The 25,343-nt window shown below is 72.2% G+C and carries 16 protein-coding genes; 11 read left to right on the top strand and 5 right to left on the bottom strand.

Features of this window, described 5'->3' with window-relative positions; genetic code table 11:
- From ACFYZ8_RS03080 to ACFYZ8_RS03070, 3 genes are all read left to right on the top strand, one after another.
- Complete coding sequence (locus tag ACFYZ8_RS03080; RefSeq protein ID WP_388538683.1) at positions 1-2,970, top strand: NACHT domain-containing protein; 2,970 nt, start codon at positions 1-3, stop codon at positions 2,968-2,970.
- A 78-nt stretch (positions 2,971-3,048) separates the two neighbouring features.
- Positions 3,049-3,339 carry a hypothetical protein gene (locus tag ACFYZ8_RS03075; protein ID WP_388538685.1) on the top strand — a complete coding sequence of 97 codons (291 nt, stop codon included), beginning with the start codon at positions 3,049-3,051 and terminating at the stop codon, positions 3,337-3,339.
- Between the two features lie 10 nt (positions 3,340-3,349).
- The gene (locus ACFYZ8_RS03070) at positions 3,350-4,303 is read left to right on the top strand and encodes a WXG100 family type VII secretion target (RefSeq protein WP_388538687.1); all 954 of its coding nucleotides are present in this window, start codon (positions 3,350-3,352) and stop codon (positions 4,301-4,303) included.
- 26 nt (positions 4,304-4,329) lie between these two features.
- Here the strand turns inward: ACFYZ8_RS03070 and ACFYZ8_RS03065 are convergent, their stop codons facing one another.
- Positions 4,330-5,256: an oxidoreductase gene (locus ACFYZ8_RS03065; protein WP_388538689.1), complete on the bottom strand. Its 927-nt coding sequence runs from the start codon at positions 5,254-5,256 to the stop codon at positions 4,330-4,332.
- A gap of 155 nt (positions 5,257-5,411) precedes the next feature.
- Between ACFYZ8_RS03065 and ACFYZ8_RS03060 the strand changes: the two genes are divergently transcribed.
- The 4 genes from ACFYZ8_RS03060 (at position 5,412) to ACFYZ8_RS03045 (ending at position 7,647) form a co-directional block, all read left to right on the top strand.
- A complete protein-coding gene (locus tag ACFYZ8_RS03060) occupies positions 5,412-5,897 on the top strand; it encodes an excalibur calcium-binding domain-containing protein (protein WP_388538690.1) in 486 nt (161 codons plus the stop codon).
- Between the two features lie 154 nt (positions 5,898-6,051).
- Entirely contained in the window at positions 6,052-6,465 is a 414-nt protein-coding gene (locus ACFYZ8_RS03055; protein WP_388538692.1) for an excalibur calcium-binding domain-containing protein, read from the top strand.
- A 199-nt stretch (positions 6,466-6,664) separates the two neighbouring features.
- On the top strand, positions 6,665-7,087 hold the full coding sequence (locus ACFYZ8_RS03050) for a hypothetical protein (RefSeq protein WP_389049725.1): 423 nt from the start codon (positions 6,665-6,667) through the stop codon (positions 7,085-7,087).
- Positions 7,088-7,275: 188 nt separating this feature from the next.
- Complete coding sequence (locus tag ACFYZ8_RS03045; protein WP_388538696.1) at positions 7,276-7,647, top strand: hypothetical protein; 372 nt, start codon at positions 7,276-7,278, stop codon at positions 7,645-7,647.
- Between the two features lie 139 nt (positions 7,648-7,786).
- Here ACFYZ8_RS03045 and ppdK read toward each other — a convergent pair whose 3' ends face one another.
- Entirely contained in the window at positions 7,787-10,507 is a 2,721-nt protein-coding gene (gene ppdK / locus ACFYZ8_RS03040) for a pyruvate, phosphate dikinase (RefSeq protein WP_359038361.1), read from the bottom strand.
- Positions 10,508-10,902: 395 nt separating this feature from the next.
- A complete protein-coding gene (locus ACFYZ8_RS03035) occupies positions 10,903-12,105 on the bottom strand; it encodes an ROK family protein (protein WP_388538698.1) in 1,203 nt (400 codons plus the stop codon).
- A 120-nt stretch (positions 12,106-12,225) separates the two neighbouring features.
- Between ACFYZ8_RS03035 and ACFYZ8_RS03030 the strand changes: the two genes are divergently transcribed.
- The 3 genes from ACFYZ8_RS03030 (at position 12,226) to ACFYZ8_RS03020 (ending at position 17,876) form a co-directional block, all read left to right on the top strand.
- A complete protein-coding gene (locus tag ACFYZ8_RS03030; RefSeq protein WP_388538699.1) occupies positions 12,226-14,058 on the top strand; it encodes a hypothetical protein in 1,833 nt (610 codons plus the stop codon).
- On the top strand, positions 14,055-15,995 hold the full coding sequence (locus ACFYZ8_RS03025; RefSeq protein ID WP_388538701.1) for a glycogen debranching N-terminal domain-containing protein: 1,941 nt from the start codon (positions 14,055-14,057) through the stop codon (positions 15,993-15,995). Before ACFYZ8_RS03030 ends, ACFYZ8_RS03025 begins: the two co-directional genes overlap by 4 nt.
- A gap of 150 nt (positions 15,996-16,145) precedes the next feature.
- Positions 16,146-17,876: a CDP-alcohol phosphatidyltransferase gene (locus ACFYZ8_RS03020; protein ID WP_359038368.1), complete on the top strand. Its 1,731-nt coding sequence runs from the start codon at positions 16,146-16,148 to the stop codon at positions 17,874-17,876.
- Positions 17,877-18,313: 437 nt separating this feature from the next.
- Here ACFYZ8_RS03020 and dusB read toward each other — a convergent pair whose 3' ends face one another.
- Positions 18,314-19,471: a tRNA dihydrouridine synthase DusB gene (dusB, locus tag ACFYZ8_RS03015; protein ID WP_388536846.1), complete on the bottom strand. Its 1,158-nt coding sequence runs from the start codon at positions 19,469-19,471 to the stop codon at positions 18,314-18,316.
- 96 nt (positions 19,472-19,567) lie between these two features.
- Between dusB and ACFYZ8_RS03010 the strand changes: the two genes are divergently transcribed.
- Positions 19,568-21,013: an MFS transporter gene (locus ACFYZ8_RS03010; protein ID WP_359037295.1), complete on the top strand. Its 1,446-nt coding sequence runs from the start codon at positions 19,568-19,570 to the stop codon at positions 21,011-21,013.
- 57 nt (positions 21,014-21,070) lie between these two features.
- Here ACFYZ8_RS03010 and ACFYZ8_RS03005 read toward each other — a convergent pair whose 3' ends face one another.
- Positions 21,071-25,342: an HAD-IC family P-type ATPase gene (locus tag ACFYZ8_RS03005; protein ID WP_388536845.1), complete on the bottom strand. Its 4,272-nt coding sequence runs from the start codon at positions 25,340-25,342 to the stop codon at positions 21,071-21,073.
- Position 25,343: the final 1 nt, after the last annotated feature.

Raw genomic sequence — 25,343 nt, 5'->3', positions numbered from 1 at the left:
GTGCTGACCGGCGACCGGGGCGGCCCCGTCCCGGAACGGGTGGTCGCGATCTTCGGTGGGGGCCGCCAGGGCAGTGGCTATCTGCTCTCCCCACGCGTCGTCCTGACCGCAGCTCATGTCGTCGCGCACGGCTCCGAGTTCCTGCTCCGCGTGCCCGGAGGGCAGGGACCGGTGCGCTGTGAGGTCGTCTGGCGGCCCGAGGACGCTTCCTGCGACGCCGCCCTGCTGCTGGCCGACGAACCGCTCACCGGTGACGCCCCCGGCCGTGCGTGGAACCGCTGGGGCAGGATCGGCGATATCGCGCCCCTGGCCGGTTGCGAGGCCATCGGCTATCCGTATGTTCAACGGGACGGCGCGGGCCGGCTGGAGAGCGAGCACGTGACCGGCACCGTCAAGCCTGGCTCCGCGCTGCTCGGGCGGGCGTACCCGCTCGACATCGACCAGGTGCCCGCGCCCCGCTCCGACGGCGGCTCCCCCTGGGCCGGTTTCTCCGGTGCCGCCCTGTTCGCGCGGGGTCTGCTGGCCGGGGTCGTCGTCGCCGACGCCGAGGGCTGGCGGCACGGCCGGATGAAGGCCACACCGGTCGGGGAGTTACTGGACGACGCCTCGTTCGTCGCAATCCTGGTCAAGTTGGGCTGCCCCGTCCCGGACGTCCGCGAGGTCTCCGGTCCGGCGTCCGATCCGGACGCCGAGTTCGAGGAGCGGTACGCCCGCTACGTCCGGGACAGGCACAGCAGCCTGACGATCTACGGCGTCGATCTGAACCATGACCGCGAATGGCCCCTGGACGTCTCCTACTTGAGCCTGGAGGCCGTGCCGTCGCGGCGCCGTTCCAGTACCGCCGACCGGACCGGCCGGGCCGTCCCCTTACCGGCTGACCAGGCCCTGGAGAAGAGGGACCGCGTGCTGTTGCGCGGAGTCGCCGGGTCCGGCAAGACCACCCTCGTCCAGTGGCTGGCGGTCACCGCCGCCAAGGGCCCGGCGCAGGGTGACCTGGCCTACCTCGACGGGCGCGTACCGTTCGTCCTCACGCTGCGCCACCTCGCCCGAGGCGGGGTGCAACTGCCGCTGCCCGAGAGCTTCCTGACCGCCATGGGCTGCCCCATCGCGGGGGACCAGCCGAGCGGCTGGGCCGGCCGGGTCCTGGCCCGCGGGCGCGGCCTGCTCCTCGTCGACGGTATCGACGAGATCCCTGAACCCGAGCGTGAGAGCACCCGCCACTGGTTGCGCGACCTGATCGCCGCCTATCCGGACAACCTGTGGCTGGTCACGTCCCGGCCGTCCGCCGTCCGCGACGACTGGCTCGCGCTCGTCGGGTTCTCCGAACTGTCCCTCGCCCCCATGAACCGCGACGCGGTCACGGAGTTCGTCGGACGCTGGCACACCGCCACGGGCGCCGACCCGTCTCTCGCCCGCGGAGTGCTGACCGCCGTCCACACCAAGCAGGACCTTGCCGCTCTGGCCACCAATCCGCTGATGTGCGCCCTGATCTGCGCCCTGCACCGCGACCGGCAGGGCTATCTGCCGCACGGCCGCAAGGAGTTGTACGACGCCGCGCTGGCGATGCTGCTGGAACGCCGGGACCAGCTCAAGCCCCTCCCCGAGACCGTCGGCGTCCAGCTGACCAAGGAACCCCAGATCAGGCTGCTCCAGAAGCTGGCGCACAGGATGCTCTACAACGAGCAGACCGAGCTCCACCGCAGCCGCGTGGAACAGATCATCGAAGAAGCTCTGCCCTCCGTACCGCAGGTGGCTCAACTCGGCGACGCACGGAAGGTTCTGGACCATCTGCTGCTGCGCAGCGGACTGCTGCGTGAGCCGGCGGCGAACGCGATCGACTTCGTCCACCGCACCTTCCAGGACTTCCTGGCCGCGCGGGCAGCCGTGGAAAACGGTGACTTCGGTCTGCTGATCGCCAACGCGCACAAGACCCAGTGGGAGGACGTCATCCGGATGGCCGTCGCCCACGCCCGCCCCAAGGAGTGCGACGCACTGCTCACGAAGCTGGTCGAGTTGGGTGACGAGAACGACGATCGCCGTATCCACGTGCTCGCCATGGCGTGCCTGGAGCACGCGGCGGAGCTGGACGAAGCAGTCCGCGCATCGGTGGAGGAGCGGGCCTCAAACATCATTCCACCCCGCAACATCGAGGAGACGGACGCACTGATCAAGGTCGGCCCGATCGTCCTGGAACTGCTGCCCGGACCGGAAGAGCTCACCGACGAGGAGCAGGCCGGATACGTACTGGAGACCGCCGCGGGGATCGCCCACGACGCGGCTCTGCCCCTGCTCGCGCGGTTCTGCCAGGCACCATGGCCCCGGCTACGGGAACGGGTCGTCGACGCCTGGGGATCGTTCGACGCCGTCCGCTACGCGCAGGAGGTGATCGCACACCTCCCGGCCGACGACATCCTCACCGTCAGAACTCCCGGGCAGCTGGCGGCCCTGCGGGGGCTCGGCGGTCGGCCGCGGCTCCGGCTGCGCGGTGACCTCGACCAGGCCGCACTCGCCGCCGCGGGCCCGCCAGGCCGCACGGACGAGCTGGTGGTCAGCATGAACAACAGCCTCACGAACCTCGACTTCCTCAAGGAGTGGGCGGGGCTCCGTCACCTCAGCCTGTCGAACTGCCCGCACCTCAAGTCTGTCGACGCTCTCGCACTGCTGCCCGGGTTGCGGTCGCTCGTCCTCGGAAAGGACAACAGTCCCACCTCCATGGCGGACTGGGCGACCATGAAGTGGCATCCGACGCTTGAGAACCTTACGGTTTCAGCGGATTCGCTCATGTATCTCCCGCCACAGCAGGTCATCGACAAAGTCCGGCGACTGACCCTGGTCGGCACCCCGTCCCGCGACCGCCTCGCGGCAATCCCGAGGCAGTTCCCGAATCTGTCCGGCCTGATCGTCCCCAAGGGCACCGATCTGACCGGCCTGAACGGGGTTTCGGGCTTGGAGATCATCGATGGCCCGTAGGTGAACTCGCCCCAATGGAAGGTCAAAAGGCTAGTAGTCTTCCGCCACACGAGACGCGAGTGTCGGGGAGGGGCTTCATTGGCTGCGCAGTACTACCAAGTCGACCTGGATGAGATGGACTTGGCAATCCGCCGGCTGTACGAAGTAGCCCGTCGCCTGGAAAACGCTCGGTTGAAGGCCCACCACGAAACCGGCCTGGCCCATGAAGCGCTCGGCAAGGAATTCGCGGAAGTGTACGAGTTCAACGCCGCGCAGGCCTCGGTGAAGATCCACATGGAGCAGGTCTCCGCCCATCTCCGGTCCCTCGCCGAAGAGTTCATCCGCAAGTTGAAGCTGACACGGGACGCCTACGAAAACGCGGAAACCTAGGCGCAGCCACATGTCAGAGAGAGAGTACGACCACCTGCCGCCGGGGCGGGGCTATGCGAGCAAGCACACCACCCCGTTCGCGACCAAGAGTCTGCCGCAGCTGAAGGCCATGGTCGAGCATGCCGACCCCGAGAACGCCCGGACCGCCGCGCGCGGTTGGGACGCGTTCCGCGCGGACCTCGTCGGAGGTGAGGACGGCGGCGCACTCGGCTTGCTCTCCGAACTTGTCGACCGGCTCCTGCAGTCCTGGCAGGGCGAAGCGGCCGAGGCGTTCCGGGTGGAGGCGGAGCGCTTCCTTCGCAAGATCGACGGCACCGCCGAACACGCCAGGTACCTCGCCATCGCGGTGCGAGGCGCCGCGAACGCGCTGCAGGAGTACAAGCCCCACATCGACGCGATGACCCCGTCCGATGGCACCCCGGGCAGCCCGGTGCCGGCCGGCAAGAACCTCAAGGGCAGGGAGAACGCCGAGGATCTGCTGAAGGCCGGCGGGGGCGAGCTGTCCGCCGCCAAGCAGCATGTCCTCAAAGCGGCCATTGCGATGGAGCAATTGGGGGCCGCGTACAACTCTCAGTCCGATGCCATGGGGTCATGGAGTCGGGTGACGCTCGCCGATCCGAACTGTCCGGGCGCGCCCGGCGGGATCCCGCCGCTGGCGGACGTACGCCCGATCCCGCGCTCGGTGTCGCCCAGCCAGGCCCCGCCACCCCCACGCCCCGCCGAGCAGCCGAACCCACCGGGACCGGGTGGCGTCGTCGAGAGTCTCAGCGCGAATTCCAAGGCCGCTTCCGCCACCGACGTGCCGGGCGTGGTCGGCGGCATCGCACAGCAGGACTCCGCGCGGGGCAGGGCCCGGTCCGTACCGAACGGCGTCCTCGGCGCCGCCGATCCCTTCCAGAGGCCCGGTCCGGCGGCCTCGGAAGGTGGCGCCGGACTTCGCCGGGGCCGCGACCAGGGCCGTTGACATCGGTGGCGTCGTGGCCCAGGCGGTCAAGCCTTGAGGGCGTCGTACGCCACCCCCGTCAGCTCCTCCGAGGCCGCCCAGAGGAGCCCGGCCGCCTGGTCGTCGCGGGTCCAGGGGGCCCGCCAGGAGGGGGCCGGGGAACCGCGCCGGCCCCCGCGCGACGGGCCGGTGAAGGAGTCGGGGAGCACGCCGGGGGCGGTGGCGGCGTAGAGGGTGGGGAGGGCGCCGGCGTCCGCGGACTGGGCGAAGAAGCGGTTGCCGATCCCCACGAAGCGTTCCGCCACCTTGCGGCCGGCCATCCTCGGGCCGGCCGCCTGGAGGTTGGTGGCCGCGTACCCCGGGTGCGCCGCCGCCGCGATCACGTCCGAGCCGTGGGCCGCCAGCCTGCGGGCCAGTTCGTGGACGAAGAGCAGGTTGGCGGTCTTGGAGCGGGCGTAGGCGATCCAACGCCGGTAGCGGCGCTCGCTGTTGAGGTCGCGGATGTCGATGTTGGCCAGTGCGTGCGCCGCGCTGGAGACGGACACGACGCGTGCGGCGGGGGTCGCGAGGAGCGCCGGCAACAGCAGGCCGGTCAGCGCGAAGTGGCCCAGGTGGTTGGTGCCGAACTGGGTCTCGAAGCCGTCCGCGGTCGTGCCGTACGGCAGCGCCATCACGCCCGCGTTGTTGACCAGCAGGTCGAGACGGCCGTGGCGATACGCCGCCGCGAACTCCCGTACGGACGCCAGGTCCCCGAGGTCGAGACGGGCGAACTCCACCTCCGCGCCAGGGACTTCGCCGGCCATCCGGTCACGGGCCTCTACACCCCGCGCCTCGCTGCGGCAGGCGAGCACCACGCGGGCACCCCGGCGCGCGAGTTCCCGGGCGGTGACGTACCCGATGCCGCTGTTGGCCCCGGTGACGACGGCCACGCGGCCGCTCTGGTCGGGGACGTTCTCGGCACTCCAGCCTGACATGACGGGGCTCCCTCGGCGGGTGGGGTGGGGTGTGGGGTCCACACTAGGGCGCGGCACACATGGCATGTAATGGTCACGGAATGAACACTTCACCTCCACAACCGGACCATCGGCAATACGGTCATCCCCTCACGTAACACCTACAGGGGGACGACATGGCCAACCCGTACGACAACCAGCCCGCGCCGCAGTGGCAGCCGGCGCCTCCGACAGCTCCCCGGACCGCCCCCAAGTGGGCCCGCAAGCGCTACGTCCTGCCCGCCCTCGCGCTGGCGCTGTTTCTCGGCGTCGGCATAGGCGCCGGCGACCAGAACAAGACGACGGACGACGCGAAGCCGGCCGCCGCCAAGCCGCAGCCCACGGTGACCGTGACGGCGACCGCCACCACCACGGCCACGGCGACCCCGGATCCGGAACCCGCGGTCACCGTGACCGCCACGAAGACGGTCAAGGTGACCAAGACGGTCACGGCGCAGGCCGAGGCGGACACGGGCTCCGGATCCGGCCCGGGTTCCGACGACGTGTACTACGCCAACTGCTCCGAGGCCCGCGCCGCCGGTGCCGCTCCGATCCACCGCGGTGAGCCGGGGTACGCCTCCCACCTGGACCGGGACAACGACGGGGTGGCCTGCGACAGTTGAGCGGGCGGCCGGGTTTGCGGAGAGCTACCTTCCGGTCACGTCACGTTCGCATCACGGGTTCCTCATGTCGCCGACACGGCACCGGCGCCTCACTAGGTTCGTCACCTCATATCCGGCCGATCGGCATTTCTTGATCACGTGCGCGGATATCACCATGACCCCGGAGGAACCTGCTGTGAACCCGCTCCGCAAGCCCGGCGCCATCGTCGTCGCCGCGCTGGCGCTGGCCGTGCTGCCGGGCGCCGCCTCGGCACACGACGGTGACCATCCGTTCGAGAACTGCACCGAGGCGTACGCCGCCGGCTACGCGAACATCCCCGAGGGCGACGAGCACTACGGCAGCCACCTCGACCGGGACGGCGACGGCATCGCCTGCGACCGGCCGCCCGCGGACTTCAGGGCCCACGACGACAAGGCGGCCGCCAAGGGCCCCGCCGAGCAGAACCGGGACCTCGCCGAAACCGGTGGGGGCGACACCACGGTGTTCCTCGCCGCCGTCGGCTCGACCGTCCTCCTCACGGGCGGGGCCCTGGTGGCGGCCGCGCGCAGGCGTCGCGCCCTGCGCTGACGGCAGGACCCGGAGGGGGCGGCACCGGCGCGGGGTGCCGTCCCCTCCGCAGGACGCTGTACGCGGGCGTACGCCGGAAGGCGGAGAGCGAGCGGATTCCCGTGCAGCGCATCCTCAATTGCCCCCGAACACTGGGAGCTTGACTGAAGAGACTGCACCAGGCCGACGGGGGAGCATCGTGGACTGGCCTACTGCAATCATGTGCGGCGCGCTCGGCGGCTGCGTCATCGAGGCGATCGCCTTCTACGGCAACGTCTCCGCATGGCAGGCGGAGCGGCGGGAACTGCTGGCCCAGCCGCAGGAGGGCCGACCACTGCCGACACTGCGCGCGCGGATCGACATCCCCGCGGACTCCCTGGTCTTTCTGACCCGGCTGGCACTCGGCGCGATCGCGGGAGCCCTGTTCCACTCCCAGATCATCGGGATGACGGCGGCCGTGGCTGTGGGCGCGTCGGCACCGGGGCTGCTACGGCAACTGGGGACCACCCGACCGGTACAGGAAGCGGTCCAGGAACCGCAGCCCGCTGATCCGGTGACCGCCCCACAACGACCACCGGGACCGACCACGGCCACTCCCCCGGTACTCCTCCCGCCCACTCCGGGCGAGGTGCCCGCGGAGTGAGCGGGATTCCGTTCCGCCGACGCTACCGGGACTCCCTCACCGCGCGGAGACGACCTCACGCCGTATACCGCCCGACCGCGACCTCCCCGCTCTGGCGCCGCTATCTCGCCTCTCTGTTCGACGTGCCCCGCACTCCGCGCCCGCGGCCACCCACATCCACGGTCCGCGCCACGCCGTCCCGATGGCCGATGGCTCTCGTCCTGGCCGCCGTCGCCGCGAGCCTGCTCCTCGGCGGCACCACCCTCGCGGTCCTCCAGGCAGGCTCCGGACGCGATCTCAGCGACCCGCCGGTCAGCACACCGGCGCTGACACCCACGGAGGAACCGACGGAAGAGCCGACCGGCCCGACCGAGGAACCGACCGAGGAACCGACCGGTGGGGGGCCGGACACGCCCAGTCCGTCCCGCTCGCTCCCCGGGACTTCCGGCGGCGGCGAACTCCCCAGCACCGGCCCCTCCGCCCTCCCCCTCACCGCCCTCGGCCTGTCCCTTCTGGCCGTCGGCGCCACGGGCGCGGCACTCGCCCGCCGTCCGCGCTCCCGGCGCCCGGGGAAGGGGTGAACGCCCGGGCGGTACGCAGGACGAAAGGGCGGCACCCCCGCACAAGGGTGCCGCCCTCTCTTCGTGAACCGGAGCCGCCGCCCATCGGATGAGGGTCGGGGACGGACGGCGGCTCCGGAGTCGCCGTGGCCGTCGGGGCCTACCGGTGGTCGCTGCCGTTCGCCGTGATCGCCGCGCGGCCGGCCTCCAGGCGGGCGACCGGGATGCGGAACGGGGAGCAGGACACGTAGTCCAGACCCACCTCGTGGAAGAAGTGGACCGACTCCGGGTCACCGCCGTGCTCGCCGCAGACGCCGAGCTTGAGGTCGGGGCGGGTCCTGCGGCCCGCCTCCGCGGCGAGCTTGACCAGGGAGCCCACGCCGTCCTTGTCGATCGTCTCGAACGGGCTGACTCCGAAGATGCCCTTCTCCAGGTACGCCGTGAAGAACGAGGCCTCCACGTCGTCGCGGCTGAAGCCCCACACCGTCTGGGTCAGGTCGTTCGTGCCGAAGGAGAAGAACTCCGCCGCCTCCGCGATCTGACCGGCGGTCAGCGCGGCCCGCGGGAGCTCGATCATCGTGCCGATCGACAGCTTCAGCTCCACGCCCGTGGCCGCCTCGACCTCCGCGACGACCTGGTCGGCCTCCTCGCGGACGATCTCCAGCTCCTGGACGGTGCCCACCAGCGGGATCATGATCTCCGCGCGCGGGTCGCCCTTGGCGTTCTTGCGTTCGGCCGCCGCCTCGGCGATCGCCCGTACCTGCATCGTGAACAGGCCCGGGATGACCAGACCGAGGCGTACGCCGCGCAGGCCCAGCATCGGGTTCTGCTCGTGCAGGCGGTGTACGGCCTGGAGGAGACGGAGTTCGTTCTCGTGCGGCTCCTGGCGGGACTCCGCGAGGGCCACGCGCACCGACAGCTCGGTGATGTCGGGGAGGAACTCGTGCAGCGGCGGGTCGAGGAGGCGGACCGTCACCGGCAGGCCGTCCATCGCCGAGAACAGCTCCACGAAGTCCTGCTTCTGGAGCGGGAGCAGCGCCTTCAGCGACTCCTCGCGCTCGGCCTCCGTGTCGGCCAGGATCAGGCGCTCGACCAGCTCACGGCGGTCGCCGAGGAACATGTGCTCGGTACGGCACAGGCCGATGCCCTGGGCGCCGAAGCGACGGGCGCGCAGCGCGTCCTCGGCGTTGTCCGCGTTGGCCCGCACCCGCAGCCGGCGCTTGCGGTCGGCGAAGGCCATGATCCGGTGCACGGCCTCGACCAGCTCGTCGGCGTCGTTGGCGCCCGCGTGCATACGGCCCTCGAAGTACTCCACGACGGGGGACGGGACGACCGGGACCTCACCGAGGTACACCTTGCCGCTGGACCCGTCGATGGAGATGAGGTCGCCCTCCTCCACCACATGCCCGCCCGGCACCGTCATCCGGCGCCGCTTGGTGTCGACCTCCAGCTCCTCCGCTCCGCAGACACAGGTCTTGCCCATGCCGCGCGCGACGACGGCCGCGTGGGAGGTCTTGCCGCCGCGGGAGGTCAGGATGCCCTCGGCCGCGATCATGCCGTCGAGGTCGTCGGGGTTCGTCTCACGCCGTACGAGGATGACCTTCTCGCCCGAACGCGACCACTTGACGGCGGTGTACGAGTCGAAGACCGCCTTGCCGACGGCCGCGCCCGGCGAGGCCGCGATGCCCCGGCCGACCTGCGCGACCTTGGTGTTCTCGTCGAAGCGGGGGAACATCAGCTGGGCCAGCTGGGCGCCGGTGACGCGCTGGAGCGCCTCGGCCTCGTCGATCAGGCCCTGGTCGACGAGCTGGGTGGCGATCCGGAAGGCCGCGCCCGCCGTGCGCTTGCCGACCCGGGTCTGGAGCATCCACAGCTGACCGCGCTCGATGGTGAACTCGATGTCGCAGAGGTCCTTGTAGTGGTTCTCCAGCGTCTCCATGATCTGCATCAGCTGGTCGTACGACTTCTTGTCGATCTGCTCCAGCTCCGCGAGCGGCACGGTGTTGCGGATGCCCGCGACGACGTCCTCGCCCTGCGCGTTCTGGAGGTAGTCGCCGTAGACGCCCTGGTGGCCGGAGGCGGGGTCGCGGGTGAAGGCGACACCGGTGCCGGAGTCGGGGCCGAGGTTGCCGAAGACCATGGAACAGACGTTGACGGCCGTGCCCAGGTCGTGCGGGATGCGCTCCTGGCGGCGGTAGAGCTTGGCGCGGTCGGTGTTCCAGGAGTCGAAGACCGCGTGGATGGCGAGGTCCATCTGCTCGCGCGGGTCCTGCGGGAAGTCCCGGCCCGCCTCCTTCTTGACGATCTTCTTGAAGGCGGTGACGAGCTTCTTGAGGTCGGCGGCCTCCAGGTCGGTGTCGACCGTGACCTTCTTGGCCTCCTTGGCCTTGTCGAGGGCTTCCTCGAAGAGGTCGCCGTCCACGCCGAGGACGGTCTTGCCGAACATCTGGATGAGGCGCCGGTAGGAGTCCCAGGCGAAGCGGTCGTCGCCGGCCTGCCGGGCGAGACCCTGGACCGACTTGTCGGAGAGACCGATGTTGAGGACCGTGTCCATCATTCCGGGCATGGAGAACTTCGCGCCGGAGCGGACCGAGACGAGCAGCGGGTCGTCCGCCTGGCCGAGCTTCTTGCCCATGCGCTGCTCCAGCGCGTCGAGGTGCGCACTCACCTCGTCACGCAGTGCCGCCGGCTCCTCGCCACTGTCGAGGTAGACCTTGCAGGCTTCGGTCGTGATGGTGAAGCCGGGGGGAACGGGGAGTCCCAGGTTGGTCATCTCGGCGAGGTTCGCGCCCTTGCCACCCAGGAGGTCCTTGAGGTCCTTGTTTCCCTCGGTGAAGTCGTAGACGAACTTCGCTACGTGGGGTTCTTTGTTTTCCGACACGGGTCTCGACTCCCTCGAGGACGCGGTGGCTGCCCTGACGGCGAGGAACATACCCAGATCGAAGGCGTCTGGGTACGTCTACTCGGGCGTCATACGCCCGTAACCAGTCGTCCGCCAGCGGATCGAAAGTCAAAGCTTGGCAAGCGACAGGCGCCGGATGTTTTCACTTCTTGAACGCAAGAGGGCTCACCCACCCCCTTTCCGCTCACATGAGCACCCTACGGCGACATCTGATTTCGATCGATGAACGATCAAGGGGTGGCACTGAGTGCCACCCCTTGGAGAAGTGCAGCCGCCCAAGATCCGCTCATCTGAGCTCGGCCCTTATCAAGCGTGGCGAGAATCACGCTGCCACAGCGGCCCGGATTTCACCATGCGGACGCCTCACACGCCCCTCACACGCCCATGGCCAGCAACCGCTCCTCGACCCGCTCGGGCGCGTACAGATGCTCCACGACCAGCGCACCGGCCCCGACCAGCCCGGCCCGCTCCCCCAGCCGTGAGGTCACGACCTCCAGGCGGGCGGTGGAGCGCGGCAGGGCCCGCTGGTACAGCAGTTCCCGGACGCCGGTGAGGAAGGGAGTTCCGGCCAGATCTCCGGCGATCATCAGGACCCCGGGGTTCAGCAGGGTCACGACGGTCGCCAGGACGTCCCCGACCTGGCGCCCGGCGTCGCGGGCGAGCGCCGCCGCCTCGGGGTGCCCGGACGCGAGCAGATCCCGCACGTCCGAGCCCGAGGACGCCGGAACCCCGGCCGCCGCCAGCCGACGGGCCACGGCACCGCCGCTCGCGACGGCGGCGAGACAGCCGTAGGACCCGCAGCGGCACAGCGCCTCCGCGCCGGCCGGCACCCGGATGTGGCCCAGGTCGCCCGCGCCGCCGTCGACGCCCCGGTAGACCGAGCCGTCGACCACGACCCCGGCCCCGATGCCGGTCGAGACCTTGACCAGCACGAACGCCGAGCAGTCGGGATACGCGGTGCGCTGTTCGCCGTACGCCATGAGGTTGGCGTCGTTGTCGACGAGCACGGGGACCGGTCCGGCGCCGGTGTGCTCGGTGAAGGCCCTGGCGAGGCGGCCCCGTATGTCGTAGCCGTCCCAGCCGGGCATGATCGGCGGCTGGATGACCCGGCCGCTCTCCAGGTCGACCGGTCCGGGCACCGCGAGCCCGATCCCGCAGACCTCCTCCGCCCGGTGCCCCGCCTTCTCCAGCAGCTCCGCGAACCAGTGGCCCAGGTCACCGAGGACCGCGTCCGGGCCGTCCTCGATCACCAGGGTGCCGCTGTGCTCGGCGAGGATCTCGCCGGCCAGGGACAGCACGCACGCGCGCGCGTGCCGGGTCTCCAGGTCGGCGGCGAGGACGACCGCGTGGGCGTCGTCGAACTCCAGGGTGATGGAGGGGCGGCCGCCCAGCGGGGAGTCGACGGGGCCCCCGGCGCCCTCGCGCAGCCAGCCCGCGCGGAAGAGCCGGTCGAGGCGCTGGCCGACGGTCGCCCGGGACAGTCCGGTGGCCTGCTGGAGCGCCCCGCGCGTGACGGCTCGCCCGCTGCGGACCAGTTCGAGCAGATCTCCGGCGCCGGTCTGACTCCGTCCAGCCATGCGCACCCCCTTGTGTTTCTCAACTCTGCATTACATATTGAGTTTTGCGTGTTAAATAGACGTAACCCTACGGTAGCCCTGACCGAACCGGTCAGCCACACGTCTTTCGGGGAGCCCCGAGTGGATCGCACTGCCCAGCTCATCACCCCTTCCGCGGAGCGTTCGATCGCATACGATCCGCCGGGCTCGCCCCATCCCCTGCACGTCGGGGCGGCGAGGGTGCTGGAGCGCAACTGGACCGGCGCCTCCACGGTGCCCTCGCGCGGCCTGTACCCGCACCAGTGGTCCTGGGACTCCGCGTTCATCGCGATCGGCCTGCGCCACCTCTCCCCGCTGCGGGCGCAGACGGAGCTGGAGACCCTGCTGGCGGCCCAGTGGGGCGACGGGCGCGTCCCGCACATCGTGTTCAACCCCTCCGTACCGCTCGACGCGTACTTCCCGAGCCCCGACTTCTGGCGGTCCTCGACCGCGGGGCAGGGCGCGGGCGCCCCGCGCACCGTACAGACGTCCGGCATCGTGCAGCCACCGGTCCACGCCCTGGCGGCATGGCTGGTCCACTGCGCCGACCCGGGCCTGTCCCGCGCGCGCGGCTTCCTCACCCGGGTGTACCCCCGCCTCGCCGCCTGGCACCGCTATCTCCTGCACCGCCGGGACCTGGGCGGCGGCGGCCTCGCGTCCGTCGTGCACCCCTGGGAACAGGGTATGGACAACAGCCCGGCCTGGGACCTCCCGCTCTCCCGGGTCACCCCGGCCCCGGCCCGCTCCTTCCGCCGCGCCGACCTCGACCACGGAGCCGCCGAGGACCGGCCGACGGATCTGGACTACGGGCGGTACGTGCGGCTGGCGACGGAGTACCGGGACGCGGGGTATGCCGACGGCACCGGCGAGTTCGCCGTCGAGGACCCCGCGTTCAACGCCCTGCTCATCGCCTCCGAGCACGCCCTCGCCCGGATCGCCGCCGAACTGGGCGCACCCGGCACGGCCCGCCACGCGCGCGCGGAGCGGCTGACGGCGGCGCTGGTGGAGCGGCTGTGGGACCCGGCGAGCGGGATGTTCCTGTGCCGGGATCTGCACGGGACCGCTTCGGACGGCCGCGATCTGCGCGGCGCCGCGTCGGACGATCGGGACCCGCGCGGCACCGCCTCGGACCACCGAGACCTGCGCGGGACCGCGTCGGACCACCGGGACCCGCGCGTCGCCGCGTCGGACGACCGGGACCCGCGCGCCGCCGCCTCGGACCACCGAGACCTGCGCGGGACCGCGTCGGACCACCGGGACCCGCGCGGCACCGTCTCGGACGGCCGGGACCCGTTCGGGGCCGAGGCGTATCGGAGGGGTCCGCTCGGCACCACTTCGGACGGCTGGAACCCCCTCGGCACCGAAGCGGACCACCAAGGCCCGCACGAGACCACCCCGGACCGCCAGAACCCGCACGCGACCGAGGCGGACCACCGTGACCCCCGCGGTCCCGCCCCGGCCCCCCGTGGTGCCCTGATCCCCGAGCGCACCGTCTCCGGCCTGATCCCGCTGCTGCTCCCCGGCCTCCCGCGGGAGATCGTCGCGGCGCTCCTGCGCACCGCCTCCGGCCCCCACTTCGGGCTCGGCACCACCACCCGCCTCCTGCCCAGCTACGACCTGCTCGGCGAGGCATTCGACCCGCACCGCTACTGGCGCGGACCGGCCTGGTTCAACACGGCCTGGCTGCTGGAGCGCGGCCTGCGCACCCACGCCGAGCACCAACACGCCGACGCGCTGCGGGAGTCGGTGCTCGAACTCGCCGAGGCGACCGGCTTCGCGGAGTACGTCGACCCGTACACCGGCGAGGCCTGCGGGGCGACCGGCTTCAGCTGGACCGCCGCGCTCGCGCTCGACCTGCTGCACAGCGACACCACGGCCACACACGGCACCACAGTCACGGCGGACATGGGACTCAAGGGAGGGAACCGGCGATGACGGACCGGCATCATCTGCTCGTGCACGGCGGGACGTTCGCCGCCGTGGGTGACGGCGGCGACATCAGCGGCGTACGGGGCGGCGGCAGCACCCCGGACGGGCTGTTCGTCCGCGACGCCCGGCATCTGAGCCGCTGGCAGCTCACGGTGGACGGCGCGGTGCCGGAAGCCCTGTCGCCGGTGGCCGACGGGGACACCGCGCGCTGTGTCCTCGTCCCGCGAGGCGGCCGCCAGGAGCCGCCCGCCCACACCCTCTTCCGCGAACAGGCGGTGGGGGAAGGCTCGTTCGTCGAATCGCTCCGCGTCACCAGCAACCGCCCGGCACCGACGACGGTCCGGCTCGCGGTCACCGCGGACGCCGACTTCACCGACCAGTTCGAACTGCGCTCCGACTACCGCACCTACCCGAAGACCGGCGCGACCCGCACCCGCGAAGTCCTCGACGACGGCGTGGAGTTCGGCTACCAGCGCCGCGAATGGCGTTCGAGCACGACGGTGACGGCCGAGCCCGCCCCGGACGCCGTCGAGGAGACCGGCACCGGAGCCAGGCGCCTGGTGTGGACCCTCGACCTGGAGCCGCACGGCACGGCCGAGCTGACCCTGCGTGTGCTGGCCCGCCCGCACGGCGACAAGCGGGCCCGCCGGGTACCGAGCTCCCCCGCCGCCCTCAACCGCGAACTCCTCGCGATGGAGGGTGAGTTCGTGGAGGGCGTCGCCTTCCCGACCGGCTGGCCGGAACTGGCCGCCGCCTGCGCCCGCGGTCTCGCCGACCTGGCCTCGCTCCAGGTCCCGGCGACCGGCCCGGACGGCGAGGAACTGCGCGTCCCGGCCGCCGGGGCCCCCTGGTTCCTGACCCTCCTCGGCCGGGACGCCCTCCTCACCTCGCTCTTCGCCCTCCCGTACCGCCCCCAGCTGGCCGCCGCGACCCTCCCCGCGCTCGCCGCGACCCAGGCCACCGAGACCGGCGCGGCCTCCGTGGCCCAGCCCGGCAAGATCGTCCACGAGGTACGGCACGGCGAGCTCGCGCACTTCGAGCAGGTGCCGTACGGCCGCTACTACGGCTCGGTCGACGCGACCCCCCTCTTCCTCGTCCTGCTCGGCGCGTACGTGGAACACACCGGGGACGTCTCGCTCGCCCGGCGCCTGGAGTCCCACGCCCGCGCGGCGATCGGCTGGATGCTGGACCACGGCGGACTGACCTCGCGCGGCTACCTCGTCTACCGCTCCGACCAGGGCGGCCTCGCCAACCAGAACTGGAAGGACTCCCCCGGCGCGATCTGCGGCGCCGACGGAACCCGCGCGAGCGGCCCGGTGACGGCGGCGGGCGCCCAGGGCTACGCGTACGACGCGCTGCGCCGGACCGCGTGGGTCGCCCGCACGGTGTGGAAGGACGAGACCTACGGGGCCCTCCTCGAACAGGCCGCGGCCGATCTGCGGGACCGTTTCCAGCGGGACTTCTGGATGCCGGACCGCTCCTTCCCGGCCCTCGCGCTGGACGGGGAGGGCCGCCAGGTCGACGCGCTGGCCTCCGACGCCGGACATCTGCTGTGGTCCGGACTGCTCGACAAGGAGTACGGGGAGCTGGTGGGCCGGCGCCTGCTGGAGCCGGACTTCTTCTCCGGGTGGGGGGTGCGGACCCTGGCGGCCGGACAGGCGGCGTACCACCCGCTGTCGTATCACCGGGGCTCGGTGTGGCCGCACGACAACGCGCTGATCACCCTCGGTCTCGCCCGCTACGGGCTGCACGACGAGGCGCGGGCGGTGGCGCACGGCCTGGTGGACGCGGCGACGGCGACCGGGCACCGGCTGCCGGAGGTCCTCGCCGGGTACGGGCGGGAGTCGCACGGCGAGCCGGTGCCGTACCCGCACGCGTGTGTGCGGGAGTCCCGGTCCGCCGCGGCACCGCTCGCGTTGCTGACGGCGGTGGGTGGCGCCTGACCGAGGAACCTCACCGTTGACCAAGCGTTGGCCGGGTGTTTGCTCTGACCGGTGAACTGGGGCGCTGAGCCCTCCGTACGGGAATGTGGCGGATCCGAGACCCCATATCGGATCCGCCTTCTCCCAGGACCCGTACGGAAGGACCCTCGGGTGTCCGAGACCCTTGCTGAGAGCACGTCACCCGAGGCCGAGGCGACGGGTGCGGACGGTCCGCCGGCCGGGAAACCGTCCTGGCGGGACGCGCACCCCACCGCCGTGCGCACCACACGGTGGGCTTTGAACATCCTCGCCGCCCTGCTCGTCCTCGGCGCCCTGCTCCTGCCCAACAAGGTCCCCTATCTGCACCCGCGGGCGTTCGTGCGGATTCCGGCCGAGGCGATCCTCGGGGCGGCCGTGACGCTCGCGCTGCCGCGTCGGCCGCGCCTGGTGGTGGCCGTGGTGTCCGGCGTGGGGCTCGGGGTGATGACGATCCTGAACCTGCTCGACATGGGGTTCAACGACTACCTCGGGCGGCCCTTCAACCCCGTCCTCGACTGGGGGCTGCTCGACGACGCGCAGTCGTACGTGGCGGACTCGATGGGCACGGCGGTGGCGATCGGCGCGGTGGCAGGCGCGATCGCCCTCGTGCTCCTGCTGCTGGCCGTCATGACGCTGGCGATGGTCCGGCTGAGCGGCCTGCTGGTCCTGGACCGCCGGACCGCCACCCGCGGCACCCTCGTCGCCGCCACCGTCTGGGTCACCTGTTCCGCCCTCGGCCTCCAGCTCTTCGGCATCCCGCTGGCCTCCGAGCACACCGCCGCGCTCACCGCGCTCCAGGCCAAGCGGGTGGTGTACACCGTGCGGGACGAGGCGGAGTTCCAGAAGATCGCCAAGGCCGACGCCTTCGGCAACACGCCGGGCCCCCAGCTGGTGCCCGACCTGCGCGGCAAGGACATGATCTTCACCTTCATCGAGAGCTACGGCCGCAGCGCGATCGAGGACCCGGGCATCGCGCCCGGCGTCGACAAGACCCTCGGCACGAGCACCGCGGCCCTCGCGAAGGCGGGCTTCCACGCGAAGAGCGGCTGGCTGACCTCGGCGACGTACGGCGGCAGCAGCTGGCTCGGCCACTCGACCACGTTGTCCGGCCTCTGGATCGACAACCAGCAGCGCTACCGCACGGTCATGGCCAGCGACCACCTCAGCCTCACCAAGGCCTTCAAGAAGACCGGCGACTGGGACACGGTCGGGGTGATGCCGGGCGTCCAGAAGGGCTGGCCGGAACAGACGTACTACGGCCTCGACAAGGTCTACAACGCCTTCCAACTCGGCTACCACGGACCCAAGTTCAGCTGGTCGACGATGCCCGACCAGTACGCCCTGGAGGCCTACCAGCGCCAGGTCCACGGCAAGAAGCGCGACAAGCCGCTGATGTCCGAGATCATCCTGACCTCCAGCCACCAGCCGTGGGCGCCGATCCCGAAGATGGTCGACTGGGACGACCTCGGCGACGGCTCGGTCTTCAAGCCCATCCAGAGGGCCGGCAACAAAGCCTCCGACATCATCGCCGACCCCACCCGCTCCAAGCAGGAGTACGGCAAGTCCATCTCGTACTCGGTGACCGCACTCACCCAGTGGCTGGAGCGCTACGGCAGTAAGGACACGGTCCTCGTCTTCCTCGGCGACCACCAGCCGATCGCCCGGGTCAGCGGGGAGAACGCCAGCCGTGACGTACCGATCTCGATCGTCGCCAAGGACCCGAAGGTACTCGACAAGATCGACTCCTGGAACTGGACGGACGGCCTGAAGCCGGCCCACAACGCCCCGGTCTGGAAGATGAGCTCCTTCCGGGACCGGTTCCTGACGGCGTACGGGTCGACTCCGCATCCGTCGAAAGGGTGAGGCTGCGGGTGCATTGTGGCTGGTCGCGCAGTTCCCCGCGGGGCCGCTGCGCTGGGCTTGGGCGGGGCGCCTAGGGGGGTGCCGGGTGCGGTGGTCGGGCGGGTGCGGGTTGGTGGGGGCTTGTCGCGCAGTTCCCCGCGCCCCTAGGGGGTTGCAGTGGGCCTGCGCCGGAATGGACCGCTGGCCGTTGGCCGCGTACGGCGGGAAGGGGACGGGGTGGGGGGTGTCCGCCCGCAGCGGCCGGCGTCCGTTATCCAGGACATCTCAAGAGACCGAGCCGCCGGACCGAGGACGGATACCCCCCACCCCGGCCCCGACCCACAACCCACCGCACGCGCTACACACGCCCCCACCGGGGCCGCAGCTGCGCCGCAGGCATCTCAGGGGCGCGGGGAACTGCGCAAAAACGCCCGCCCCCACCGAACCCGCACCCAACCTCAACCCCCGGACGTATCCAACTCCGCATCCTCCCCAACCCCCGCCGCACAGTCGTACGGATCCTTCAGCCACCCATCCGGCAGCACCACCCGGTTGTTCCCCGACGTCCGCCCCCGCGGCCCATCCGCCCCCGCCGGCCACGGCTGATCCAGGTCCAACTCGTCCAGCCCCGACCGCAGCTCCGCCAACGACGACGTGACAGCGAGCCGCCTGCGCATCTCGCTGCCGACGGCGAAGCCCTTGAGGTACCAGGCCACGTGCTTGCGGAAGTCGATCACCCCGCGGGACTCGTCCCCGATCCACTCACCGAGCAGCGTGGCGTGCCGCACCATGACGTCGGCCACCTCACGCAACGAAGGCCGCGCGATGTCACCGGTACGCCCCTCGAACGCCGCCACCAGATCCGCGAACAGCCACGGCCGCCCCAGGCACCCCCGCCCGACGACCACCCCGTCGCACCCGGTCTCCCGCACCATCCGCAGCGCGTCCTGCGCCGACCAGATGTCGCCGTTGCCCAGCACGGGAATCTCCGGCACGTGCTCCTTCAGACGCGCGATCGCCTCCCAGTCCGCCGTACCGCCGTAGTGCTGGGCGGCGGTGCGGCCGTGCAGCGCGATGGAGGTGACCCCCTCCTCGACCGCGATCCGCCCCGCGTCCAGGTACGTGATGTGATCGTCGTCGATCCCCTTGCGCATCTTCATCGTGACCGGCAGGTCCCCCGCCCCGCTCACGGCCTCCCGCAGGATCGCCCGGAGCAGCGGCCGCTTGAACGGCAGCGCGGACCCGCCGCCCTTGCGCGTCACCTTCGGCACCGGGCACCCGAAGTTGAGGTCGATGTGGTCGGCGAGGCCCTCCTCCGCGATCATGCGGACGGCCTTGCCGACGGTGGCGGGGTCGACGCCGTACAGCTGGATCGACCGGGGCTTCTCGCTCTCGTCGAAGCGGATCAGCTGCATGGTCTTCTCGTTGCGCTCGACCAGCGCCCGGGTGGTGATCATCTCGCTGACGAACAGCCCCTTGCCCCCGCTGAACTCCCGGCACAGGGTGCGGAAGGGCGCGTTGGTGATCCCGGCCATGGGAGCCAGGACGACAGGCGGCTGAACGGTGTGCGGACCGATCCGCAGGGACGTGTTCTCGGTGAGCGCGGTCGTGGACATTCCCCCATTGTCACGCACGCCCCGGAGTGCCCGTGCATCGATCATGTACCGACCATTAGTTAGACGCACTATCGAAATCGGCGTACGATGAAGCGCATGCCCGAGCTCAGTCATCGCCGACGCATGCTGGTCCTCGCGATCTGCTGTATGAGCCTCCTGATCGTGAGCCTCGACACCACCGCCCTCAACGTCGCCCTTCCCGCCATGCAGCGGGGCCTGGACGCGAGCACGGCGGGTCTCCAGTGGACGATCGACGCGTACACCCTGGTCCTCGCCTCCCTGCTGATGCTGGCCGGCTCCACCGCCGACCGGATCGGCCGCAAGCGGGTCTTCATGGCGGGCCTGGTCGTCTTCACGATCGGCTCCGCGCTGTGTTCCGCCGCGCCGAACCTGGAGGCGCTGATCGCGTTCCGGATGGTGCAGGCGGTCGGCGGTTCGATGCTCAACCCGGTCGCGATGTCGATCATCACCAACACGTTCACGGACCCGCGCGAGCGGGCGCGGGCGATCGGGGTGTGGGGTGCGGTCGTCGGCATCTCCATGGCGGCCGGGCCGCTGGTCGGCGGGGTGCTCGTGGACTCGGTCGGCTGGCGCTCGATCTTCTGGGTCAACCTCCCGGTCGGCCTCGCGGCCCTGCTGCTCACCCTGCGGTACGTCCCCGAGTCCCGGGCGCCCAAGGCCCGCCGCCCCGACCCGGTCGGGCAGCTCCTGGTGATCGCGCTGTTCGGTTCGCTGACGTACGCGATCATCGAGGCGCCGGCCTCGGGGTTCTCGTACGTCCTGCCCTTCGCCGTCGTGGCCCTCGTCGCGCTCGCCGGTCTCCTCTGGTACGAGCCCCGGCGCGACGAACCCCTCATCGACCTGCGCTTCTTCCGGTCCGCGCCCTTCAGCGGGGCCACGGTGATCGCGATCAGCTCGTTCGCGGGTCTCGGCGGCTTCCTGTTCCTGTCGACGCTGTACCTGCAGAACGTGCGCGGGCTCGACGCACTGCACGCCGGCCTGTGGATGCTGCCGATGGCGGTGCCGATGTTCCTGTGCGCGCCGCTCGCCGGGCGGCTGGTGGGGAGCCGGGGGCCGCGGCTGCCGTTGATCGCGGCGGGAGTCATGATCACCGCCAGCGGGGTGCTGTTCGCCGCGTTCGACGCGGAGACGTCGGACGGGACGCTGCTCCTCGGGTACGTACTGTTCGGCATCGGGTTCGGGCTGGTCAACGCGCCGATCACGAACACGGCGGTGTCGGGTATGCCCCGGGCCCAGGCCGGGGTCGCGGCGGCCGTCGCCTCCACCAGCCGTCAGCTCGGACAGACGCTCGGGGTCGCGGTGATCGGGGCGGTGCTGGCCTCGGGGGTGGGGTCGTCCTCGTACCAGGAGAGGTTCGTGTCCGCCGCGGTGCCGGGGTGGTGGATTCTGGCCGGGTGCGGGTTCGCGGTGCTGGTGCTGGGAGCCCTGACGAGTGGGGCCTGGGCGCGGCGGACTGCTGAGCGGACGGCTGAGCGGCTGGAGTCTGCCGAGGTGCGCGAGGCGGCGGGGGTCAGCGCGTAGTTTTTCGGCAGACCGCCGGTGGGGGTTTGCCGCGCAGTTCCCCGCGCCCCTGGTGGGTCAGCTCGACCTCAGTCCCTTCAGTACCGTTCGCTCCACGGCAGGCAGAAATTTCTGACCCGCCAGCGCCAGCGCGATCGCCGCCGCCACCCCCGCCCAGGCCAGAGGACCCAGCGGTGTGCAGCCGAACAGCTGGCTCACGCCCGGGATCTCCACCACCGCGAACAGCGCGACCGCCGAGCCCAGGGACGTGAAGCGGACCAGCGGGCTCTCCCGGCGGTCCGCCAGCGTCTGGGCCAGCTGCGTGCCCACCACCGCGCACAGCGCCATCGTGGTCGAGCGGCGGGCCGTGCCCGGGGTGAAGCGGCCGATCAGCCAGGCCGCCGTGGCGCCCAGGCAGGTGGTGAGGGCGCGGTCGCGGATCTGGTCGGTCAGGGCGGTGCCGAGGACCGTGTCCACCGAGGGCTCGTCGTCCTCCGTCGGTTTCTCCGTCGGCGTGACCGCCACCGCCATCGCCGGGAACAGGTCGGTGAAGAGGTTGACCAGGAGCATCTGGCGGGTGGACAGGGGCGCGGCGCCCGACAGGAGGGTGCCGAGGATTCCGAAGCCCACCTCGCCCGCGTTGCCGCCGATCAGGATGGCGATGGCGTCGGCGACGCTGTGCCACAGGGCGCGGCCCTCGCGCACGGCCTCGATGAGGACGGTGAGGTCGTCGCCGGTGAGGACGAGGTCGGCGGCGTTGCGGGCGGCGGCCGAGCCGCGGGCGTTGATGCCGACGCCGATGTCGGCCGCGCGGATGGCGGCCGCGTCGTTGGCGCCGTCGCCGACCATGCCGACGACCCGGCCCGCGTCCCTGAGTGCCTCGACGACCTGGAGTTTCTGCTCGGGCGCGACCCGGGCCACGACGTCGGCGTCGCGCAGCATCCGGGAGCGGGCCGAGCGGTCGGCGGCGGCCAGTTCGTCGCCGGTGACGATCGTGGCGTCCTCGGGCCAGCCGAGGTCGGTGGCGATGGCGTGGGCGGTCTGCGGGTGGTCGCCGGTCAGCACGACGGGCCGTACGCCCGCCTCACGCAGCCCGCGCACGAGGTCCGGGGAGGTCTCCCGGGCCACGTCGGCGAGGGCCAGCAGGCCCACGAACTCCAGGTCCCGCAACGGCTCTTCGAGTACGGCCTTCCCGTCGCCGTCGAGGCGACGGCGGGCCACCGCCAGGACGCGCAGGCCGTCGGCCGCCAGGGAGTGGGCGCGTTCGGAGGCGTCGGCGGGGAGGTCCGCGCACGCGGGCAGCACGGTCTCCGGGGCGCCCTTCAGCACCAGGAGGGGGGACTCGTCGCCCTCGTGCCCGACGGCGGCGGCGTAACCGCGGCCCGCCTCGAAGGGCAGGCCCTCCAGCTGGGTCCACTCCTCGTCGGGGGCGGCCGCGTCCAGGACGGCCTCGTCGGTGGCGTGGGCCGGGCGCTGCCCGGAGTCGCCGTCGAGCTGGGGGCAGGCGCGGGCCGCGATCCGCAGCGGGCCGTCCGCGTCGGGCCTGTCGGGGGTGTGGACGGTGCCGTGCGCGTCGGTGACCCGGACCAGGCGCAGCCGGTTCTCGGTGAGGGTGCCGGTCTTGTCGAAGCAGATGGTGTCCATGCGGCCCAGGGCTTCCAGGGTGCGCGGGGCGCGGACCAGGACGCCGTGCGCGCTGAGCCGGCGGGCGGCCGCGAGCTGCGCGACCGTGGCCACCAGCGGCAGCCCTTCCGGTACGGCGGCCACCGCGACCGCGACCCCGCCGCTGACCGCCTGCCGCAGGGGGGTGCCGCGCACCAGGGCGAGCCCGGTGACGGCGGCGCCGCCCGCCATCGTCAACGGCAGTGCCTTGCGGGTGAGTTCCTGGAGCCGGGCCTGGACTCCACCGGCCGCCGGGGTGCGGGCGGCGAGCGCGACGGCCCGGGCGGACTCGGTGCGCTCGCCGGTGTCCACGACGACCGCGCGGGCGTTTCCGGCGACCACGGTCGTCCCCTCGAAGACCATGCAGTGCCGTTCGGCGACGGGGGCGCGCGGGCTCGGGTCGGTGGACTTGCCGACCGGGAGGGACTCGCCGGTCAGCGCGGACTCGTCGACCTCCAGACCGTCCTCCCACAGCAGCCGGGCGTCGGCGGGCACCACGTCGTCCAGGGTGAGCTCGATGACGTCACCGGGGCTCAGCCTGGCGGCGTCGACCACGTGCGGTTCCGCGTCGTCCTCCTCCGCGACCCGGGCCTTCTGCTTCTGCTGGGCGAGCAGCCCGGACAGGGCCCGCTCGGCGCGCAGCCGCTGGAGGCCGCCGACGAGGGCGTTCAGGTCGAGGGCGCCGACCACCAGCAGGGCGTCCATCGCGGACCCGAGGATCGCGGACGCGGCGGAGCCGACCGCGAGGACGGGGGTGAGCGGGTCGTCCAGCTCCCCGCGCACGGCCCGGGCGAGCTGCGCCGACCACCTGGCGGGGGCCAGCACGGGCAGCCGTACGACGGCGTCGGCGGCGGTGCGCACCCGTGCGGTCGTCTGCTCGACGAGCGTGGGCTCCGGGGGCGCCTCCTGTTCGAGGCGGTCGCGTACGTCGTCCGGGTCCAGGGCGTGCCAGGCCACCCGGGGACGCGGGTGCGGGAGGCTCGCGGCGGCCACCCGGAGGGCTGCGCGGGTCCCGGTGAACAGGGCGGCGGCCGCGGCCGCGTCGACGGGTGCGTGCCGCAGGCCGGGGAGGGGCGTACGGCGTCGGCCGCGGCCCGACTCGCCGACGGCGACGAGGAGTCCGGACAGGGCGGCGCCCGAGCGGGCCAGGGTCTGGGAGCGGCCGCCGACCGCGCGGGCCGCCGGTACGGCCGTCAACAGCCGCCAGACGTCCGGGAGTCCGTGCGGGGCGAGGACATCGGCACCCCAGGCGACCGCGCAGCCGCCGTCGGTGAGGGAGACGGCCACGTCACCGCGCAGGAGTCCGGCGACGGTGTCGGCGTCCTGGGGGCGGGCGACGGTGAGAACACCGGCTTCGTCGGTGCGGAGTCGGTCGACGATGTCCCCCAACGGCCTTCCCGCGTCCACGACTTGGTCGGCGAGGCCGGTGAAGTCGGCCAGGGCGGGGTCGTCGAGGACGACGACCCGGAGTCCGGCGCGCCGGGCCGCGTCCAGCACGGGCTCGGCCCAGGCGTCGGCGCCCGCGCCCGGGGTGCGCAGGGCGCTGGGGTGCAGGAGGACGGTTCCGACGGTCTCCAGCTGCCGCAGCCGGTCCGGGTCCCGCACCAGGACTCCGGAGCGGGACAGGGTCGCGCTCAGGACGGCGTGGAAGGCTGCGGGGCCGTACCGCGCGGCCTTCGGGGAGCCTGACAGGACCGCCTCCGCGGCGTCGGTCACGTCGTGTTTGACGAGCAGCGCGGCGACGGCGCCCGCGATGCTGCCGGCCGAGGCGTGACCGGCGTACTCCTGGGCGGGCGAGGGACGCGGGGGCGGGCGCAGGCCGAGGTCGGCGGGCACGCTCTCCCGGTCCGGGACGCACACGTCGTCGTGGACGGCTTCGAAGGCGGCCGTCCGTACGAGGGCCTCCACCAGCTGGCAGGAGCGCAGGGTTCCGTCGAGGAGCAGGGAGGTGGGGCTCTGGCCGGCGCCGTGCACGGCGGCGTTGACGGCGGCCAGCACCACGTCGGTGCGTGCGCTGCCGAGCCGCGCGCGCAGCCAGCCCCGGACGCGGGGGTTCTCCCGCAGCAGCATCGTCACCGCCGTCACCGGCCGCGGGGAGGCGGGCAGCCGCAGCGCGGAGCCGGTCACCGCGGCGACGACCCCGGCGGCGTCGGCGGCCAGCGCCAGGGCGGCGGTCCGTACGGAGCCGGGGTCACCGGGGTGGGCGAGCTCCTCGACGTCGTGGTCGTCCTGGTCGTCCGCCACCAGCCCGTACCGTTCGGCGAGCACCGAGACCCGCTTCTCGACGCGCTCGGTGGCCACTCCTTCCACGGCGGTCACGACGAGGCGCCCGAGGCCCTGGTCCCAGTAGGCCAGCGCGATGTCGGGGTGCTCGGCGAGGGCTGCGGCGAGGCGGCGGGCGCGGTGTCCGGTGCGGGCGCGGTGTCCGGTCCGGGCCCCCTGGTCCGTCTCGGCGCGCAGCGGCAGATGGACCCGCCGGTCCGCCCGCCAGTGCCGGGGTGCTCCCGGCAGGGCCGCTCGGGCGGCCCTCGTGGTGCGGGCCGCGAAGTCCGCGGTGCGTACGCCGGCCCGGGCCGTCCCGGCCACCGCTCCCGCGGCCACCCCGACCGCGGCGGGCGCGCCCCGGGCGAGCAGGCGGGGGCCGGCCAGGACGAGACCCGCGGCGGTCGTCGTGAGTCCTCGGTTCATC

Source organism: Streptomyces sp. NPDC001668 (assembly GCF_042893155.1).
In the GTDB taxonomy this organism is placed as follows: domain Bacteria; phylum Actinomycetota; class Actinomycetes; order Streptomycetales; family Streptomycetaceae; genus Streptomyces.
Note: the sequence above shows the minus strand (reverse complement) of the source record. Positions and strands in the feature narration are given on the sequence as shown.